11 protein-coding genes are annotated in these 18,269 nt (G+C 71.1%); 5 read left to right on the forward strand and 6 right to left on the reverse strand.

What is annotated here, in order from left to right; translation table 11 throughout:
• The first annotated feature begins 163 nt into the window (after positions 1 to 163).
• Complete coding sequence (locus tag ACZ303_RS23245; RefSeq protein WP_467341945.1) at positions 164 to 7,732, forward strand: SDR family NAD(P)-dependent oxidoreductase; 7,569 nt, start codon at positions 164 to 166, stop codon at positions 7,730 to 7,732.
• Between the two features lie 15 nt (positions 7,733 to 7,747).
• On the opposite strand, the gene ACZ303_RS23250 is transcribed toward ACZ303_RS23245, so the two are convergent.
• Both ACZ303_RS23250 and ACZ303_RS23255 read right to left on the reverse strand, forming a co-directional pair.
• Positions 7,748 to 8,980 carry a cytochrome P450 gene (locus ACZ303_RS23250; RefSeq protein WP_467341947.1) on the reverse strand — a complete coding sequence of 411 codons (1,233 nt, stop codon included), beginning with the start codon at positions 8,978 to 8,980 and terminating at the stop codon, positions 7,748 to 7,750.
• A gap of 332 nt (positions 8,981 to 9,312) precedes the next feature.
• Entirely contained in the window at positions 9,313 to 9,840 is a 528-nt protein-coding gene (locus ACZ303_RS23255; protein ID WP_467341949.1) for a GNAT family N-acetyltransferase, read from the reverse strand.
• Positions 9,841 to 10,049: 209 nt separating this feature from the next.
• Between ACZ303_RS23255 and ACZ303_RS23260 the strand changes: the two genes are divergently transcribed.
• From ACZ303_RS23260 to ACZ303_RS23270, 3 genes are all read left to right on the forward strand, one after another.
• The gene (locus tag ACZ303_RS23260) at positions 10,050 to 11,381 is read left to right on the forward strand and encodes a hypothetical protein (RefSeq protein ID WP_467341951.1); all 1,332 of its coding nucleotides are present in this window, start codon (positions 10,050 to 10,052) and stop codon (positions 11,379 to 11,381) included.
• A gap of 505 nt (positions 11,382 to 11,886) precedes the next feature.
• A complete protein-coding gene (locus ACZ303_RS23265) occupies positions 11,887 to 12,729 on the forward strand; it encodes a hypothetical protein (protein WP_467341953.1) in 843 nt (280 codons plus the stop codon).
• A 204-nt stretch (positions 12,730 to 12,933) separates the two neighbouring features.
• Positions 12,934 to 13,407, forward strand: coding sequence for a hypothetical protein (locus ACZ303_RS23270; RefSeq protein ID WP_467341954.1), 474 nt, complete (start codon positions 12,934 to 12,936; stop codon positions 13,405 to 13,407).
• A gap of 6 nt (positions 13,408 to 13,413) precedes the next feature.
• Here ACZ303_RS23270 and ACZ303_RS23275 read toward each other — a convergent pair whose 3' ends face one another.
• Entirely contained in the window at positions 13,414 to 14,334 is a 921-nt protein-coding gene (locus tag ACZ303_RS23275; protein ID WP_467341956.1) for a 2-oxoglutarate and iron-dependent oxygenase domain-containing protein, read from the reverse strand.
• Between the two features lie 222 nt (positions 14,335 to 14,556).
• On the opposite strand from ACZ303_RS23275, the gene ACZ303_RS23280 reads away from it, so the two are divergent.
• Positions 14,557 to 15,459, forward strand: coding sequence for a DMT family transporter (locus ACZ303_RS23280; RefSeq protein ID WP_467341958.1), 903 nt, complete (start codon positions 14,557 to 14,559; stop codon positions 15,457 to 15,459).
• 185 nt (positions 15,460 to 15,644) lie between these two features.
• On the opposite strand, the gene ACZ303_RS23285 is transcribed toward ACZ303_RS23280, so the two are convergent.
• Genes ACZ303_RS23285 through ACZ303_RS23295 form a run of 3 tightly spaced genes read right to left on the reverse strand, consistent with a single transcriptional unit; the run spans position 15,645 to position 18,247 of the window.
• Positions 15,645 to 16,658 (reverse strand): NAD(P)/FAD-dependent oxidoreductase, encoded by a 1,014-nt coding sequence (locus tag ACZ303_RS23285; RefSeq protein ID WP_467341960.1) that lies wholly within the window; start codon positions 16,656 to 16,658, stop codon positions 15,645 to 15,647.
• Positions 16,655 to 17,179, reverse strand: a complete 525-nt coding sequence (locus ACZ303_RS23290) for an isoprenylcysteine carboxyl methyltransferase family protein (RefSeq protein WP_467341962.1) — start codon at positions 17,177 to 17,179, stop codon at positions 16,655 to 16,657. Before ACZ303_RS23290 ends, ACZ303_RS23285 begins: the two co-directional genes overlap by 4 nt.
• A 12-nt stretch (positions 17,180 to 17,191) precedes the next feature.
• Entirely contained in the window at positions 17,192 to 18,247 is a 1,056-nt protein-coding gene (locus ACZ303_RS23295; protein ID WP_467341964.1) for a type III polyketide synthase, read from the reverse strand.
• Positions 18,248 to 18,269 lie beyond the last annotated feature (22 nt).

The following is an 18,269-nucleotide window of genomic DNA, read 5'->3' on the forward strand; positions in this document are numbered from 1 at the left end:
GGAATCAGTCGGAAGATTCGGCCGTTCCCGCAGGGGCGTATGTCATTTCATCGGTTCATATGAATTCTCGATGAGGTGCTTCATCGAGATGGCGGCGGAAAGAATTCCCCCCTATTGGCGTATCGCCTTCCGGCCATGATCTTGGCAACGATCGGGGGAGTTCATGGGGAACGATGCGATCGCGGTGGTGGGCATCGCCTGCCGGCTGCCCGGCGGCATCAGCACCGTCGACGCCCTGTGGTCCGCACTCGTCGACGGACGCGACCTGATCGGCGAGCTCCCTCCGGACCGGTTCGATGCCCAGCGCTGGCTCGACCCGCGCCCGCGACGCGCCGGCAAGACCTACGTCACGGCCGGCGGCTTCCTCGAAAACATCCAGGCCTTCGACGCCGCGTACTTCAACGTGTCCCCGCGCGAGGCCGGCCGGATGGACCCCCAGCAACGCATGCTGCTGGAAATGGCCGTCGAGGCCCTCGACCACGCCGGTATCACGGCCGATGCTCTCGCGGGCTCGGACACCGCGGTGTATGTCGGGGCCTCCAGCCAGGCGTTCGCCTACCTGCAGGGCATGACGCCGCGGTCGAGCAACGCCTACACCATGACGGGCGGCGCCGCCTCGATCATCGCCAACCGGGTGTCGCATTTCCTGGACCTGCGAGGACCCAGCCTGGTCGTGGACACCGCCTGCTCCTCGTCGCTGGTGGCGCTGCACCACGCGTGCGAGACCCTGCGCGCGGGCCACTGCGGCATGGCGCTGGCGGCCGGGGTCAATGTGCTGCTCAGCCCCTTCGAGTTCATCGGTTTCGCACAGGCGTCGATGCTGTCGCCCACGGGGCGGTGCCGCCCCTTCTCCGCCGAAGCGGACGGCTACGTCCGTGCGGAAGGCGGCGGCCTTGTCGTCCTCAAGCCGCTGGCCCGCGCCGCGGCGGACGGCGACACGGTGCACGCCGTCATCCTCGGCAGCGCGGTCAACACCGACGGCCGCACCCCCGGGCTCGCCCAGCCCGGCGCGGACGCCCAGGAAGCCCTGCTGCGCCAGGTGTACGCGACCTCGGGCGTCAGCGCCGACGACGTCGCCTACGTGGAGATGCACGGCACCGGCACGCCCGTGGGTGACCCGGTGGAGTGCCGGGCCGTCGGCCGGGCGCTCGGGATGCGCCGATCGCCCGACAGGGAGCTGCCGGTGGGGTCGGTGAAGAGCCATCTCGGCCACCTGGAGCCGGCCTCGGGCATGGCCGGCCTGCTCAAGGCCATGCTGGTGCTCCGGCACGGCCAGGTGCCCGCCGGCCTCCACGCGCACCCGCTCAACCCCGGGATCGACTTCGCCGGCTTGCGCCTCGCCCCGGTCACCGAGACCCGTCCCCTCGCCCCCGTGCCTTCCGGCCGGGCCGTGGTCGGCGTGAATTCCTTCGGCTTCGGCGGTGCCAACGCGCATGTCGTCCTCACAGCGGGTCCGGAGCCCGCCGAGGCCACGCCACCGGAGCTCCCTGCGGGCACGCGGTTGCCGGTCGTCGTCTCGGCCCGGACCCGTGGCGCGGCCATCACGGCTGCCCGGCGCATGGCCGACCGGCTCGACCGGTGCGATCCCGGTGAGTTCTACGACCTCGCCTATACCGCCTCCCGGCGGCGCGGCCGGCACGAGCAACGAGCAGCGGTCCTGGCCGCCGATCCGCCGGAAGCCGCGGACCTGCTGCGCCGGCTGGCCGCCGGGGACGACCCGATGGCCGGCGCGCTGGTGCCCGCCGCCGAACGCGGCAGCGTCGCCCTGGCCTTCTCGGGCAACGGCTCGCAATGGCCGGGCATGGGCGCGGACCTGCTGGAGGCGGAGCCGGTGTTCCGTACGGCCGTCGCCGACGCCGCCGATGCCCTGCGTCCGGTGCTCGGCTGGTCGGTGCTGGAGGAGCTCACCGCACCGCCCGGGCACCGGCGTCCGGACACCACCGACGTCGCCCAGCCCCTGCTCTTCGCCGTGCAAGTGGGCCTGGTGACGCTGCTGCGCGCGCACGGCGTCCGGCCCACCGGAGTCGTCGGGCACAGCTCGGGCGAAATGGCCGCCGCGTGGGCGGCCGGAGCCCTCGGCCTGGACGCGGCGGCTCGCGTGGTCGTCGAACGCTCCCGCGCGCAGGCGACCACGGGCGGCGACTGGGGCATGGCTGCCATCGGCGCCGACGAGGATGAGGCACGGCGCCATCTCGCTCCGTACGAGGGCCTGCTGGAGATCGCCGGGATCAACAGCGGCCGGGACGTCACGGTCAGCGGTGACCGGGCCGCCCTGGCCCGGCTGGGACACAAGCTCGGGGCACAGGGGGTCTTCTTCCACGATCTCGGCCTGGGATACGCCTTCCACAGTCACGCCATGGACCCGCTGGAGGGCCGGCTGGCGAACGCCCTCAACGGCCTCGAGCCCCAGCGGGCACTCCTTCACTACGCCTCCGCCACCACGGGGACCCTGCTGGACGGCCGGGAGCTGGACGCCGCCTACTGGTGGCGCAACCTGCGCCGGCCCGTACTGTTCGCGGCGGCGGCCGGACAGTTGCTGGAACTGGGCTGCGACATCTTCGTCGAGGTGGGGCCGCACCCCGTGCTCCGCGGCTATCTGCGGCGGTTGACCGGCTCCCGCAAGGGCGCGCCGCCCGCCGCCGTACTGCAGGCCCTGAGCCGGGACACCCCGGGCCCGGCGGCCGTCCGGCACGCCCTCTGTCACCTGCTGGCCGCCGGTGCCCGCAGCGACCCCGACGCGTTCTTCCCCCGGCCCGGCCGGGTGGTGGACCTGCCCGCCTACCCCTGGGAACGCGAGCGCCACTGGACGTACCGCCCCACCGACTGGGTGAGCGGCTGTGGCGACGGGACCATCGACCACCCGCTGCTCGGGGAACGCGCCGCCTTCGCGGAGCCCGCCTGGCACGGATCGTTCGATCCGGCGCGCGTACCCTGGCTGGCCGACCACAAGGTCGGGGAGACGGTCGTCATGCCCGCCACGGGTTTGGTGGAGATGGTGCTGGCCGCCGGGCGACGGATCCACGACGCGAGCGTGGAGATCACGGACCTGACCATTCCGCGAGCCCTGCTGCTGCCCTTCGACGACGGGCCGCAGCTCGAGCTCCAGACCACGGTCTCGGCCGACGACGGCGTGGTGCAGATCGCCGGCCGCGTCGAGGGCGGCGAAACGTGGCAGCAGCACGCCCGGGGCCGGGTCCGCCGGATGTACACCCCCACGCCCCCGCTCGTCGACATCGACCGGATCGCGGCGAGCCTGACCGGGCGGAGCAGTTCGGAGGAGCGGTACCGGCGCGCCACGCGGATCGGCCTGTCCTACGGTCCCGCCTTCCGGGTGCTCACCGGTGACCTGTTGTACGGCGACGACCAGGTGCTGGCCCGCTACGGCGGGGAGGCGGACCGCTCCGGCTACGAGGCGCACCCCGCTCTGCTCGACGGCGCGCTGCAGGCGGGCGCGCCCCTGCTGGACCGGGCCGGCACCGCAGGCATCCGCTTCCTGCCGGTGTCCATCGACCGTGTGCGCGCCTGGCGCCCCATGCCCGCCACCGGCTGGTTCCATGTGCGCGCCCGGGCCCGGACGGACCGGGAGCCGCTGTGGGATGTGACCGTGCTCAGCGCCAATGGCCTGGTCTGCCTGCTCCTTGAAGGTTGCCGGCTGCGGCAGTTCGACGAGGGCGCGCGCGTGCCCGGCCCGCACTACACGACCGTGATGCGGGCCGCTCCGCGCGACCAGGACCTGGGGGCCGCCCCGCTGCCGGCCCCCGGCGAGATCGCACGCGTCTGCCGCGACGAGTTGCGCCACACATGGTCGGCCTGGCAGCGCAGCGGTCAAGCGGATTCCTTCGACGTGGCACGGGAACTCGCGGCGCACTTCGGCGCGGCGGCCGTGGCCACCCTGCTTCCGGACGCCGCCGACCGCCGGACCGCCTTCACCTGCCGCGACCTCATCCGCGCGGGCGCCCTCCCTCAGTACGCCCGCGCCCTCGACCTGATGCTCCGCACCGCGCACGCCCACGGCCTCGTCGAGCCCCTGAAGGCCGGTGCCTTCGCCGACACACCGCCGATAGACCGCCGTTGGCGTGCGGTGCGGGCCCCGGCACCGCTGGAGAGGTTCCGCGCGTTCACCGAAGAGTGCCCCGGACTCGCCGTGGAACTGACCCTTCTCGGCACCTGCGGTACGCAGCTCGTCGAGGTGTTGCGGGGCAACCGCGATCCCGTGGAGCAGGTCTTCTCCGATGCCAACCGGCACCTTCTGGAGGAGTTCTACACCGATTCGGGCATGGCGTGGTCCACGAACCGGGCGGCTCGTACGGTCATGGCGGCCCTCGTCGGCCAGTGGCCGGCCGACCGGCCGCTCCGTGTCCTGGAGGTCGGCTCGGGGACCGGGGGAACCACCGCGTTCCTGCTCCCGGTACTGCCCCCGGAACGCACGCGTTATGTGTTCACCGATGTCTCGGCGGCCTTCTTCCCCCGGGCCCGGAGCCGCTTCGCCGCCTATGACTTCGTGGACTACCGGGTTCTGGACGTGGATCGGGACCCGGTCGGCCAGGGCATGGCGGAAGGCTCGTTCGACGTCGTGGTGGCGGGGCACGTCCTGCACGCCACCCGGCGCCTGCGGCCCTCCTTGGAGCACCTCGGTCGGCTGCTGGCCGACGGCGGCCATCTGCTCATGGCCGAAACACACGATCCCGCCGCGCTGGCTCTTCTCTTCGGACAGCTGCCGAGCTTCTGGAGCGGGCAGGACACGGAGGCACGCCCGGCCGGGCCGCTGCTGGACGCCGACGCCTGGGTGCGCCTGCTGTCGGAGACGGGCTATCGGGACACCGCCGTCGTTCCGCGCGACGTGGTCGCGGGCGGGGGCAGGCGGACCGGCGAGGCCGACAGTGCGGTCCTGCTCGCCCAACAGGTACACCGCGCCGCACCGGCGGATCTGGTCTCGGGCACGGCCCCGTCCAGGAGGCAGCGCCCGCCGGACGGGGAGCCGCCGTCCGATGGCTGCCGTGCGTGGGCCTGGATCGTCGCGGCGGAGCCCGGCCGCGAGGAGCTGGCGGCCGCCCTCGCCGAGCGGCTCGGTGCGCCCGCCGGGCGTTCCGTGGCCCGTACCGGTCTCGCCACCGACGCCGACGCCTGGTCCGCGCTGTTCGCCGGGCGGGCCGAACGGACGGTACGGACCGGTGTGGTGATCCTGCTGGACGAGGGCGCCTCCCCTGGTGCCGACCCAGGCGGTGGGCTGGACCTGGACCGTGCCCTGACGCACACGGCGGCGCTGCGCGCCCTCGCCGTCGCCGCCGGCCGACTCATCGACGAATCGGACGTGGCGATCTGGCTGGTGACGCCCCCCTCCGGCGTTCTGCCCGCGCCGGAGGTGCCGCTGGCTCCTACCACGGCGGTTGCCTGGGGTGTGGCCCGCTGCGTCACCAACGAGCACCCGGACATCGCTGTCCGCCGGATCTCCCTGGAGCTCTGCGGGCGACCGGCGACGGACGCCACTCGGCTAGTGGCGGAACTCACCGGTTCCACGGCCGAGGACGAGGTGCTGCTCACCCGCTCGGGGCGGTTCGTGCCCCGGCTGCGGGCCAGGGACGACCTCGGCGAGAACCGGCCGGGGTCCGAGACGTCCGCCTTCGCCCTGGGGCTGCGCGAGCCGGGCCGTTCCTACCAGTTGGTCTGGTCGCCGGCCGAGTTCCCGGATCCGGGCCCGGACGACGTCGTCGTCCAGGTACGGGCGGCCGCGCTGAACTACCGTGATGTGCTTCAGGCCCTGGGCGCCATCACGCTCGACGGAACACAGGACGAACGCGCCGGTGACATCGACATGGGTATGGAGTGTGTGGGCACCGTCACGGCCGTGGGTTCCGCGGTCACGTCCTTCTCCCCGGGCGACCGCGTCCTCGCCTTCGGCAGCGGCACCCTGCGTTCCCACATCGCCGTGCACCGGGCCACGGTGGCCCGCATCCCCGACGACATGGGCTTCGAGGAGGCCGCCACGCTGCCGGTGGTATTCCTGACGGCCCATCACAGCCTGTGTGATCTCGCGCGGCTGGCCCCCGGAGAGACCGTACTGGTGCACGGGGCGGCGGGTGGCGTGGGGCTGGCCGCGCTGCAGTGCGCACGGCATGCCGGAGCCCAGGTCATCGGAACCGCCGGCACGGATGCCAAGCGTGACCTGCTCCGGCTGCTCGGCGTGCGGCATGTGCTCAATTCCCGCAGCCTGGGGTTCGCCGAGCGGGTGAAGTCCCTCACCGGGGGCCGGGGCGTCGATGTGGTGCTCAACTCCCTGGCCGGTGAGGCCATCGGCCGCGGCCTGGAGGTGCTCCGGCCCGGCGGGCGCTTCATCGAACTGGGCAAGCGAGACCTGTACGCCAACAGCAGGCTGCTGCTACGGCCCTTCCTGGGGAACATCACCTTCAGTACGGCCGACCTCGCGACGCTCGCCCATGACCGTCCGGAGGCCTTCGCGGCGTGCTTCGCGGAGGTCGTTCAGCACGTACGCGACGGCGTCTACCGCCCGATCCTCCACCACGTCTACCCCGCCGACCGCGTCGAGGACGCCTTCGAGGCCCTTCAGCACTCCCGCCATATCGGCAAGGTGGTCGTCTCCCTGGAGACGCCGCCACGCCTGCGGGTGAGGCCCGCGCCCTTCCGGGCGGACGCGCGGGCGAGTTATCTGGTCACCGGTGGTCTCAGCGGCTTCGGTGCCGCCACCGCGCGCTGGCTCGCCGACCGCGGCGCCAGGCGCCTCGCGCTCGTCGGCCGGCGCGGTGCCGGCACCCCCGAGGCCCCGGCTCTCCTCAAGGAGCTCCAGGACCGGGGCGTCACCGTCACCGCCCACACCGCCGACACGGCCGACGCGGCGGCGATGAGCGCCGTACTGCACTCGGTGGACAGGCCGGAACACCCCCTGCGCGGAGTGGTCCACGCCGCCATGGTGCTCGACGACGCTCCGCTGGTGGAGCTCACCGACGACCGCGTCCGGCGGTCGCTGACGCCCAAGGCTCTGGGCGCGGACGTCCTGGACCGGCTGACCCGCGACCGTGACCTCGACCTGTTCGTGTCGTACTCCTCGATCACGGGGGTGCTGGGCGGCCACAACCAGGCCAACTACGTCGGCGCCAACCTGTTCCTCGAAGCCCTCGCCCGCGCCCGGCGGTGCTCCGGCAGGCCCTCCCTCGCGGTCGCCTGGGGAGCCATGGCCGAAGTCGGCTATGTCGCGCGGAACGAACTGACCGACTTCATGAGGCACCTGGGCCTCGACCCGGTGACTCCGCGCGAGGCGTTCGCCGCTCTGGGCGAACTGATCGGCCGGGGTGACGAGGTCGCCGTCGTGGCCGGGGTCGACTGGGGCCGGACGCGACACGGTGCCACGACCATCGACGCCCCGCGCTTCTGCGCCGTCCGGCCGGACGAGGAGAACGACACCGGTCGAACCGGCAGGCGGGTCGTCCAGACGCTGGCGACGGCGACGCCGGAGGAGGCGCTGGTCCTCGTCACCGAGGTACTCACCGGCGTTCTCGCCCGGATCCTGCAGACCACGCCCCACCGCATTCCGCCCGACAAGCCCCTGGACCAGCTCGGCATGGACTCGCTCATGGGGGCGGAACTGATGACCGCGATCCATCAGCAGCTCGGCTGTGCCCTTCCCGCCATGGAGATCCTCAACAGCGGGAACGTCACCGGTCTCGCGCGGAGCTGCGTCCGACGGCTCGGCCGGGACAGGCCGGGAGCCCCCGCCTGACCACCAGCCGCCCGACTACGCCCATCCCCCGTCGCCGTCCTCGTCCGAACGGTGTGTCAGGACCACGGGCAGCCTCTCGACACCACGGCTGACGAGCGTCGGCTTGTAGCGCACCGGCTCTCCGGTGGGCACCGGCCGGCAACGGGCCAAGGCGCTCAGCATGACCTGCGCCTGCACGCGGACGAGCCGGGCCCCCAGACAGAAGTGTTCGCCATGGCCCAGCGCCAGGTGCTGCGGGGAACGGCCGGCATCGAGCCGGTGGGGGTCGGCGAAGACCGCGGGGTCGCGATTGGCGGCACCCGGCAGCACTCCCACCACCGTCCCCGCGCGCACGCCCACGCCCCCCACGTCCGCGTCCGTCAGCGCCAGCCGGGCCAGCAGCTGGATCGGGGGGTCGTAGCGCAGCAGTTCCTCCACCACCGAGGGCGCGGCGGCCGGGTTCCCGGCGAGACGCTCCAGCAGTTCGGGGTGGCGAAGCAGCGCGTGCAGCCCGTTCGCGATCATATTGACCACGGGCTCGTAGCCCGCCACGACCAACTGCCCTACGGCACTGATGATCTGGTGGTCCGTCAACCGCGTGCCGTCCGCTGCCGGAGCCAGCAGGGCGCTGACCAGATCGTCGTGCGGCGACCGGCGGCGTTCTTTGATCAGGGCATCGAGGTACTGGGCGAACTCCACCCTGGCGGGTTCGACGCGAGCCCCGGTGGCGGGGTCGCGCAGCGACTCGGGGTCGAAGCCGGCAGCGAGCCACGACAGCGCCCCGTGCCACCGCGACCGGGCGTCGAGCGGCACACCCACCAGGGCACAGATCAGGTCGAGGGCCAGAGGGACGCCGAGATCGGCGACCACGTCCACCTCGCCGCGGTCGGCGGCCCGGAGGAGGAGCGCATCGGTCTTCTGCCGGATCGCCGGACGCAGCCGCTCCACAGAACGGACCGCGAAGGGAGCGGCGACACGGGCCCGCAGCCTTCGGTGCTCCGGCGGATCGACCAGGAGGAACGACGTCGATTCCAGCGGAAAATCACCGAATCCGAACCGTGGATCCCCCAGCAGCGCAAGGCTCTCCCGATAGCCGGTGACGGCCAGCGCACCGTCGGGCAGCGGCGTCACCGGTCCGGTGGCGGCCCGCAGCCTTTCGTAGAACGGGTAGGGATCGGCGTGGAACGCCTCGCTGCGCACGTCGAAAGGGAGTCGGTCCCAGAAATCCGGTGCGACGGGAGCGCCCGGCGATTCCGCTTCACTGCTCATGCCTCGTTCTTTCGCGGGGCGGCCCGGATCATACGCGGTAGGGGCAGGCGCGTTGAGGCGCTCTCTCGGCCTGACGGAGCGTCCGGTGACTCGCGCGCTCCCCCATGGCTTTCCACCTTCCTCCGCTTCCACCTCCGCCCCCGACCCGACGAGCCGGACCAGGGCATACGGAAGCACGGGGGCGAACGACGACACAGCGATCGGACTCCTCACGGCCGAGACGACTGACGACGCTGTTGCGGCAGACCGGATGCCGCGAGCGGCCGCGCTATCCGGGGCCTCCCGTGCGCCATGGCCGTTCTCAGCGGGCTCGCCGCCCTGGCCGAGATTGCTCAACCCTTGTGGCCGGCCCGCAGGTTCTTCTCAAGGAGCGTGAACGACTTGGGTGCGCCGCCCGGCTGCGGCTTGCCCGCCTTGTGGCCGACGCGCTGGTAGCCGTCGTCCAAGTAGTAGGCGTTCAGGCGGGCGTTGCCGGCCAGACAGTCCAAACGTATGAACTCTCGCCCCGCCACGGCCACGCGGCGCTCCGCAGCTCGCAGCAGCAGACGCCCCGTCCCCGGCCGGGCGTTGGCACGGTCCACCATCAGCCGGTGCACATAGCCGGCCACTGGCGGCTGCGGTCCCCAGGCGTCCTCGTCCGCCCACCACAGCTCCCAGGCCCCGACCACGCGCCCGTCGGCCTCGGCGAGCCAGACCTCGCCACTCGCCATGATCCGGCGGAAGTGGTCCTCGTCCAGCTCGCCGGGCCGCCACTGGCCGGTAATGCCCTGGGCGAGCATCCAGCGGGCGGAGTCGTCGCGCAGGCGGACGAGAGTGGCGAGGTCGGTGTCGTCGGCGAGGCGGAAGTGCAGATCGTTCACGTCGTGATCGTCGCATAGGCACTTCGCGCCCGACGGCCATGCCGTCCCTCTTGCTGTTGAGCCCAAGGGTGGACATGATGCCTGCCGTATCCGCTGATCACCGGCCGGTGCGGGCCGGAGCCGGTCCCTCCCTGTTGACCCGGGCCGGAGCCTCGCGGTTGGCTTCCCCCGGCTCGTACACCATCCACTGCTTCAACAAGGGGATTCGCATGCGCCATTTCAGACGCACGGTCGTCGTAACGGCGGTCTTAGGGGCCTGCGCGACCGTGGTGCTGCCGGCGGCTGTCGCGACGGAGGGGCACCGGGCGCGCACCGAGAGGGTGAGCGTCGCCGCCGACGGCACGGAGGCGAACGGCGAGTCGGGGCAGGGGAAGATCAGCGGCGACGGCCGCGTCGTCCTCTTTCTTTCGGGGGCGGGCAATCTGATTCCCGGCGACCCTCGGAAGGGCGGCCTCTTCGTCAAGGAGTTGCGCACCGGCAGGGTCGAGCGGGTCGGCGTGGCCACCGACGGCACACCGGCCGACGGCTCGACGGGGGACGCGGCGATCAGCGGCAACGGACGGTATGTCGTCTTCAGCTCCGACGCGACGAACCTCGTGCCCGGTGGCAACCCCACCGGCAGTACGGAGATGTACGTGCGCGACCGCTGGACCGGGCGCACCGAAATCCTCATCGGGGACCGGGCGCAGGAGCGTGTCGACAACAGCGAACCATCGATCAGCGCGGACGGCCGCTTTGTCGCCTTCATCTCCACTCGCAGCGACCTGGTGCCCGGGGACACCAACAATGCGCAGGATGTGTTCGTGAAGGACCGGTGGCGGGGCACCGTCAAACGGGTCAGCGTCGCCTCCGACGGCACGCAGGGGGACGGCTATTCCATCTCCCCGGTGATCAGCGCGGACGGCAGCCGGGTCGGGTTCAAGAGCAGGGCGTCCAATCTGGTCCCCGGGGCGGGCGCCGACGAGGATCTGCTGGCGCGGCCGCGGGCCCGTGTGTTCTACGCGCACGACCTGCGCACAGGCCGCACCCAGTTGGCCGCGCACACCCTCACCGGCTCGAAGGTGGCGGTCCTCAGCGACATCGGCCTGAGCCCGGACGGGCGCTACGCGCTGTTCATGAGCCTCAACAGCGGCATCGTCGCCGGCGACACCAATCACACCCCGGACGCCTTCGCCACGGATCTGCGCACGGGCGTCACCCGGCGGCTCAGCGTGGCTGCCGACGGCGCCGAGGCCAACGGCATGTCCTACGGGCGCGTGGCCATGAGCGCCGACAACCGGCGCGCGTTCTTCACATCCACTGCCTCCAACCTGGTGCCGGGCGACACCAACGGCCACGAGGACGTCTTCGTACGCGACCTGCGCACCGGCGCGGTGGAGCGCGTCAACGTCGCGTCCGACGGGACGCAGGCCAACGAGTTCACGTTGAATTTCAGCGTCGACCTGGCCGGACGCACGGCCGTGTTCGACAGCACGGCGAGCAATCTCGTGCCCAAGGACGGCAACGGGGCGAGCGACGTCTTCATGCGCCGCCTGCGGTGAGCTGAGCGGATTCGGCGTAGTCACGTGCCGATCCTTCTCGGCCTCCGAGCTCTCGACCAAGCCGAACGGCGGGGGCTGCGGCCGACACCATGCTGCGGGAAAGCCGACTATCGATCCACCGCATCGTGGAAGGCCGCCGTCGTCGCAGCGATCCGCTTCCTCCACAACCGAACACCTCCGCGCCTTCGCAAGAACCTGCACGCGTCCCTTGGTCGTCACACCGTCCGGCGCAGCGGCTGGAACGGTGCGACGGGTCGGCGCGGGCTACGGCAGCCGTTCATTCGCCGTCGACAGGCCCCTATCACCCACACGGCCCCGCTCGCATGACCTCTTGCTGCCAGGGAGCAATAATCCTGTCTGTGCGTTCTATTGTCTCCGGGGCGGCCGTAGAGCATTTCCCATCGCAGGGTGACCCTGGGGGCTCGGGTTGGCATATCCGGGCAAAATCTGCTCGGCCATCCGCGCTGACATGAACGGATCGATGGCAGGAACAGGAGGCAATGCCGTGTTTTTGTTTTTCTACGACAGGCAGACGCGAGCTGCCGCCTCGGGCAAGCTCGATGGCAGCGGTGACTACGTCAATCTGATGGACTTTCCCGCCGAGCAGTTCGGGGACTGGACGCACGTCGTTCCTGGCGACGGCCAGCTCTTCTTCTACAGCAGGGACACGCGAGCTGCCGCCTCGGGCAAACTCGACGCCAACGGCGACTACGTCAACCTGATGGACTTCCCAGCCGAGCAGTTCGGGGACTGGACCCACATCGCGCCCGACGGCGTCCTGGTCTTCTTCTACAGCAAGGACTCGCAAGCTGCCGCCTCGGGCAAACTCGACGGCAGCGGCGACTACGTCAACCTGAAGGATTTTCCAGCTGGACAGTTCGGGGACTGGACTCACATCGTCTCCGCCGGCGGAGATCTCTTCCCCCGCTTCTTCTTCTACAGCGAGAACACGGGAGCCGCCGCGACGGGCGACCTCCATGACGACGGTGATTACGTCAATCTGAAGGATTTCCCCGCCGGACAGTTCGGCAACTGGACCCACATCGCCTTCGACGAAGGTGGCTCCAAGCTCTTCTTCTACAGCAGGGACACGCGGGCCGCCGCCTCGGGCGAGCTCGACGCCAACGGCGACTACATCAACCTCAAGGATTTCCCGGCTGAACAGTTCGGGAACTGGACGCACATCACCCCCGCGCGCCGCAGGCTCTTCTTCTACAACAAGGACACGCGAGCTGCCGCCTCGGGCGAGCTCGACGCCAACGGCGACTACATCAACCTCAAGGATTTTCCAGCTGGACAGTTCGGGAACTGGACGCACATCGGCGTGACCCAGGAGGGGACTCCCTAAGGTCGGCTGATGAGACGACCTGCCGCAAGCGCGCCGACACCAACCGCAGCGGCTCGTCACCTTCGAGGACAGCACCGGGCTGGTGGATCTCGAGCACGCTTCGCCCTCCCACCGGAGCAGGCGGGGCCGACCCGTCCGCCTGTACAGGAGCCCGGGACGATGTCCGCATCTTTGTGGCTTCTGCCAGTGCGACGGTCTGCCGGGGTGGGGGAAGGCTGCCCGCCAGAGGCTGCGGCGGGGGCGCAGCGCTTCGACGTCGCCACGGCGGTCCAACTGCTCAACTACGCGGAGGACGTCGCCACCATGGAGCGCATGTGCCGCAACGTGCACCGGAGCCTGGCGCCCGGCGCCGAGTTCTTCGTGCTCAACCAGTCACCCGACTACCGCTTCGACGGGCCGTCCATGGGCAAATACGGCTTCCTCAGCGAGCCGACCGGCGAGGAGAGCGAGACCGGACCACGGGTCCGGATCACGGCACTGCTCGACCCGCCGATCTCGTTCGTCACCACCTGCCCGCGCCGCGAGGTCCACGAAGACTGTCTGCGGGCGGCCGGATTCGGCGAGGTGACCTGGGTCCCACTGAAGGTGTCCGACGCCGGCCTGCGCGAGGTCGGTGCGGTCTTCTGGGCGGACTATCTCGCCAATCCTCCACTGGAGATGCTGCGCTGCCGCGCCTGAACGGTCTCAGGATGCGATCTCGCGTTCCCCGAGAAGGGATGCCAGCAGGGACGCGTACTGACTCCCCGTGTCGAACGGTTCGTAGCGCGGCGGATTCGCCTCGTCGACGAACGGTTCCAGCGGCGCGACGACCGTGCTGTACGAAGGCCGGTGCTTGTACTGAATGGACATTCTGTCGGCGGACACTGGACCGACGCGGTGCATCGCCGCCCGGTACGTGCCGTTCGTCCACCGCTCCAGGTAATCGGCAAGGAATACGAACAGCGCGTCGGTGCGTACGGGTACGGGAACCCAGTCGCCGGAATCGCGTACTTCCAGCCCCGGCTCGTCGTGGGCCAGAATGGTGAACAGGCCGTGATCCACATGCGGCGACATCGCGTAGTCGACCGTATTGGCGATCTCGTCGCCATATCCGACCTTGTAGTAGTTGAGTCCCAGCCGGTGCATCGGCGACTTCATGTAGGGCTTAAAAAATGTGCCGTCCAAGCCGAGGTCCGCGGCACAGGCCGACAGAATCGCGTCGCCCAACAAAGCCATCCGCTCGAAGAGATCAGTGCATCGCCGGAAGGGCTCGTGGTAGAAGTCGGGAGGCCGGCCCGACGCGAGGGCGCCGCTCGTCATCCCGATCCGGTACTGCTCACAGGCCTCCCCGCCCGCGTGCGAGGTGCTCCTCTCCTGGCCCACTCTCCGGTAGCCCAGGAACTGCGAGTGCGCGCCGGCCGCGAACGTCTCCTTCTCCTGGAGCGGCCTGCCGTAGAACGCTCGCGTCTCCTCGAACGCCGCCGCTACGAGTTCGGCCGGCACGCCGTGATGACGCACGAAGAAGAACCCACCCCGCCGGCATGCTTCACCGATCTCGGAGGCGGCCTTTTCCGAGGACAGATCCACCGAAGGTACGGCAAGTTCCGAATTGTTGACCGGATCCATGGCTTCCCCACCTCCACAGAAACATGAGCGGTTCCGGTATCTCATTCTTCCCAGCAGGGGCCACCGGGGCATCCGTCCACCGTACCGTCGGCAGTACGGAAATTTCAGGAGCGGTTTCCAGCCAGCGGAACACGGCTCCGCATGGCGGAGACGTACCGCCCAGGTTTGACCTCACCTGGCGCGCTGATTACCTTTCCCGCCAATCCGTGGAGAGGTATCTGATTGCGGTTACCGGAAAGGCCCCCGCGTCCACCGCGCGCGCCGGTCGGTAGCGGCTCCACCAGGTGGGCGCTGGCCATGCTGGGTGTCACCGCGCTGTGGGGGTGGACCTACGTCGTCGTCCAGGACGCCGTCGCGCTCATCCCCGTCCAGACGTTCCTCGCCTACCGCTTCCTCGGTGCCGCAGCCGTCGTAGGTCTCTTCCAGGTCGGCCGATCGAGCCGGATCACGGCACGGGAAGCACGGGCCGGCACCGTCGCCGGAGGAGTGCTCTTCGCGAGTTACGCGCTGCAGACCGCGGGCCTCGAGCACACCACCGTCTCCAACGCCGCGTTCATATCCGGCCTCGCCGTGGTCTTCACCCCTCTGCTCGGGGCACTTGTCCTGCGCATCGCACCCCGACCACGCCGGTCCGCGGCCGCCGCCGTGGCCCTGATCGGCCTGTCACTGCTGACATTGAAAGGGCTGTCGGCCAACCGCGGTGACGTCCTGATGCTCGGCTGCGCCCTCTCGTTCACGGTGCACAACGTGGTTCTCGCGCACATCGGCCCGGGCGCCCGCACCGCGCTCCTCACCTTCGTACAGCTGACCGTGGTGGGCATGGGAAGTCTGCTGTGGGCCGCCGCCACCGGAGCGCTCATGGTTCCCGGCGCGGGCAGCGTCTGGTCGGCCTTGGCCATCACAGCGATCCCGGGCTCGGCCCTGGCCTTCTTCATCAAGAGCAAGGCGTTCGCGTCCTCGTCGCCCCACCGCATAGCGCTGATTATGACCATGGAACCGGTCTTCGCCGGGCTCTGTGGCTACTGGCTGTCGGGAGACACCTTCACCGCCGTCAACCTCACCGGCGCCGTCCTGATCGTCTGCGCGATCCTCCTGGCGGAGGCGGGCAGGGGCTCGGCCGCCTGACCGGGTGCCGCCCGGCAACCGCCGAGACCACGCCCGCGTCGCGGGCCGCGGCCGAGCGAACAGGGCTTGCGGTTGCCGCCGCGGTGGAGGACCAAACGGCGGTATGCGCCGGTCAGCGCCAGCCCGTCGGGGCGGTGAGCGAGATCGTCGGCGTGGGAACAGTGCTGACATCACCACCACCCGTGTCATTGGAGCGCGCGGACCGCGGCGGTGAACACCGAGGGCAGCCGGGAGGCGGCCGGGACGACGAGGCGGGCGGTGGCGGGGTACCGGGCGGCCCGGAGCAGTGCGTGGGTGAGGAGGCGGTGACGTCTGGTCAGGCTGGCCCAGGCCGCTTCGTAGGTGTGGGGTGTGCCGGCGGCCAGGCTCTCCACGGCCGCCCGGGCTGTGGCCAGGGCGAGTGCGATGCCTTCGCCGGTCAGGGCGTCCACGTATCCCGCCGCGTCACCGGCGAGGAGGACGCGGCCGGCCACCCGGTGGCGCGCCCGCTGGTGCAGTGGGCCGGCCCCGCGCACGGCGCTCGCCGGCCGGCCGTGCACCCGGGCGGCCAGAGCGGGGAACGCCCGCAGGTGTTCGTCGTAGGGGCGCCGGGTGCGGCTGAGCACGGCGATGCCCACGCAATCCTGCGCCACGGGTGTCACATAGGCCTCTCCCCCTGCCGACCAGTGGACTTCCACGCAGTCCGTCCACGGTGCGATCCGGTAGTGGCGGCGGAGCCCGTAACGGGCGGGCCCGCCGGCGGGCAGGTGGAGGCCCAGGGCGCGGCGAAGCGGAGAGTGCAGGCCGTCCGCGGCGATCAGCCAGCGTGCCCGCCATTCCCCGGAGCTGACGCCGTGCTCGTCCTGGCGCACGGCCCCGGTCCTGGTCGCGGCGAACCGTACGCCCAGCTCGGCCGCTCGCTGGTGCAGGGCGGCGTGCAGGACGGTGCGGCGCACCCCCAGTCCTGGGTGGTGGCGGAACTCGGCCTCGGCGCTGTGGTCGCCGTCCACGTAGCGGATGCCCCGTACGAGGCGGCCCGGTACGTCCAGGCCGAGTGCGTGCAGGGCGGCGACACCACTGGGCATGATGCCCTCCCCGCACGCCTTGTCCACGGGAGGCTGGCGGGGTTCGATGACCACCGCTTCCATGCCGTGCAGCGCGGCGTGGATGGCGGCCGCCAGGCCGGCGGGGCCGCCGCCCGCCACGAGGACGTCGATCATGTGCGCGCGCCCGCGGCGACGGTGGCCAGTGCGGCGTCCTCGCACCGGACGCGTACGGTGAGGAGCCAGCTGTTCAGAGCCGTGAACACCAGCGCGGTCACCCAGGCACCGCCCACCAGGGGCAGGGCCAGGCCCTCGGCGGCCACGGCCACGTAGTTGGGGTGGCGAAGCCGGCGGTAGGGGCCCGCGGTCACCAGGCGCAGTCCGGGGACGACGATGACCCGGGTGTTCCACTGCCTTCCCAGCGTGCGGATGCACCACCAGCGCAGTGCTTGGGCGGCGAGGACGACGGTGAGCATCGCCCAGGTGAGCTCCGGCGGGACGGGCCGGTGGGCGACCAGCACTTCGAGCGGGCAGGCCACCAGCAGCCCGGTGTGGAGGGCGACCATCCACCGGTAGTGGCCGTGGTCGGCCGGGGTGCCGCCGCGGGCCCGGCTCCAGCGTGCGTTGCGGCGTGCCAGGAGGAGTTCACCGGTGCGTTCGGCCGCGACGGCCAGCATCAGGGCTGTGTACCAGAGCATGTGTCCTCCCTTCTACCAGCGCAGCAGGACCAGTTCGCAGCAGAAGCCCGGCCCCATGGCCAGGAGCAGTCCGTAGGAGCCCGGTGGCGGGAGGCGGCGGGCCAGGGTGTCGCGCAGGACGTGCAGGACGGAGGACGAGGAGAGGTTGCCGGCCTCGGCCAGGTGCTGCCAGGTGAGGTCGAGGGCGCCGGCGGGGAGGTCGAGGGTCTCGGTGATGGTGTGCAGGATCTTGGGGCCGCCCGGGTGGCAGATCCAGGCGGTGACGTCCTTGGTCTTCAGGCCGTGTTCGTCCAGGAAGCCGCGGACGTCGTCGGCCAGGTTGCGGCGGATCAGCTCGGGCACGACCGGATCGAGCACCACCCGGAATCCGGAACTGCCGACTTCCCAGCCCATGGCGTGCCCGGTGTCCGGGTACAGGTGGCTGCGGGTGGCCACGACCGCCGGTCCCTGGGCGGGCCGGTGTGCACCGCAGGCGACAACAGCCGCGGCCCCGTCGCCGAACAGGCCGGTGGCGATGAGGTTGGCCGGTGAGGAGTCCGCGCGCTGGAACGTCAGGGTGCACAGTTCGACGGAGACGAGGACGGCGACGTGGTCGGGCCAGCCGCGCAGGTAGTCGTGCAGGCGGGCGATGCCCGCCGCTCCCGCGACGCAGCCCAGGCCGAAGACGGGGAGGCGTTTGACGTCCGGTCGCAGCCCCAGGCGTCCCACGAGCCGGGCGTCGATGGAGGGGGTGGCGATGCCGGTGACGGAGGTGAAGATCAGCAGGTCCACGTCGGTGGCCCGCAGTCCGGCGGTCCGCAGCGCGCCGCGGACCGACCGGGCACCCAGGTCGGTGGCCGCGCGGATGAAGACGTCGTTGGCGCCGCCGAAGCCGTCCAGCCGGGCGTAGTCCTCCAGCGGCAGCACCATGTGGCGGCTGCGCACCTGGGTACTGCTGTGGAGGCGGTCGAGGACCGCGCGGCCGGTCCCCTCCGGCAGGCAGGCCCTCCGGACCTCATCGGTGATGGCTTTCTGGGGCTGGCGGTGGGGGGCCAGGAGGCCGTGGACGGCTGCGATCCGGGTCGTCATACGTCTCCCGCCATGAGGGGCG

It is taken from the genome of Streptomyces sp. NPDC023527 (assembly GCF_055560115.1).

Bases quoted from the DNA above. Each gene is read 5' to 3' on its own strand.
- ACZ303_RS23245 (WP_467341945.1), top strand. From the start codon at position 164: ATGGGGAACGATGCGATCGCGGTGGTGGGCATCGCCTGCCGGCTGCCC.
- ACZ303_RS23250 (WP_467341947.1), bottom strand. From the start codon at position 8,980: ATGAGCAGTGAAGCGGAATCGCCGGGCGCTCCCGTCGCACCGGATTTC.
- ACZ303_RS23260 (WP_467341951.1), top strand. From the start codon at position 10,050: ATGCGCCATTTCAGACGCACGGTCGTCGTAACGGCGGTCTTAGGGGCC.
- ACZ303_RS23275 (WP_467341956.1), bottom strand. From the start codon at position 14,334: ATGGATCCGGTCAACAATTCGGAACTTGCCGTACCTTCGGTGGATCTG.
- ACZ303_RS23285 (WP_467341960.1), bottom strand. From the start codon at position 16,658: ATGATCGACGTCCTCGTGGCGGGCGGCGGCCCCGCCGGCCTGGCGGCC.
- ACZ303_RS23290 (WP_467341962.1), bottom strand. From the start codon at position 17,179: ATGCTCTGGTACACAGCCCTGATGCTGGCCGTCGCGGCCGAACGCACC.
- ACZ303_RS23295 (WP_467341964.1), bottom strand. From the start codon at position 18,247: ATGACGACCCGGATCGCAGCCGTCCACGGCCTCCTGGCCCCCCACCGC.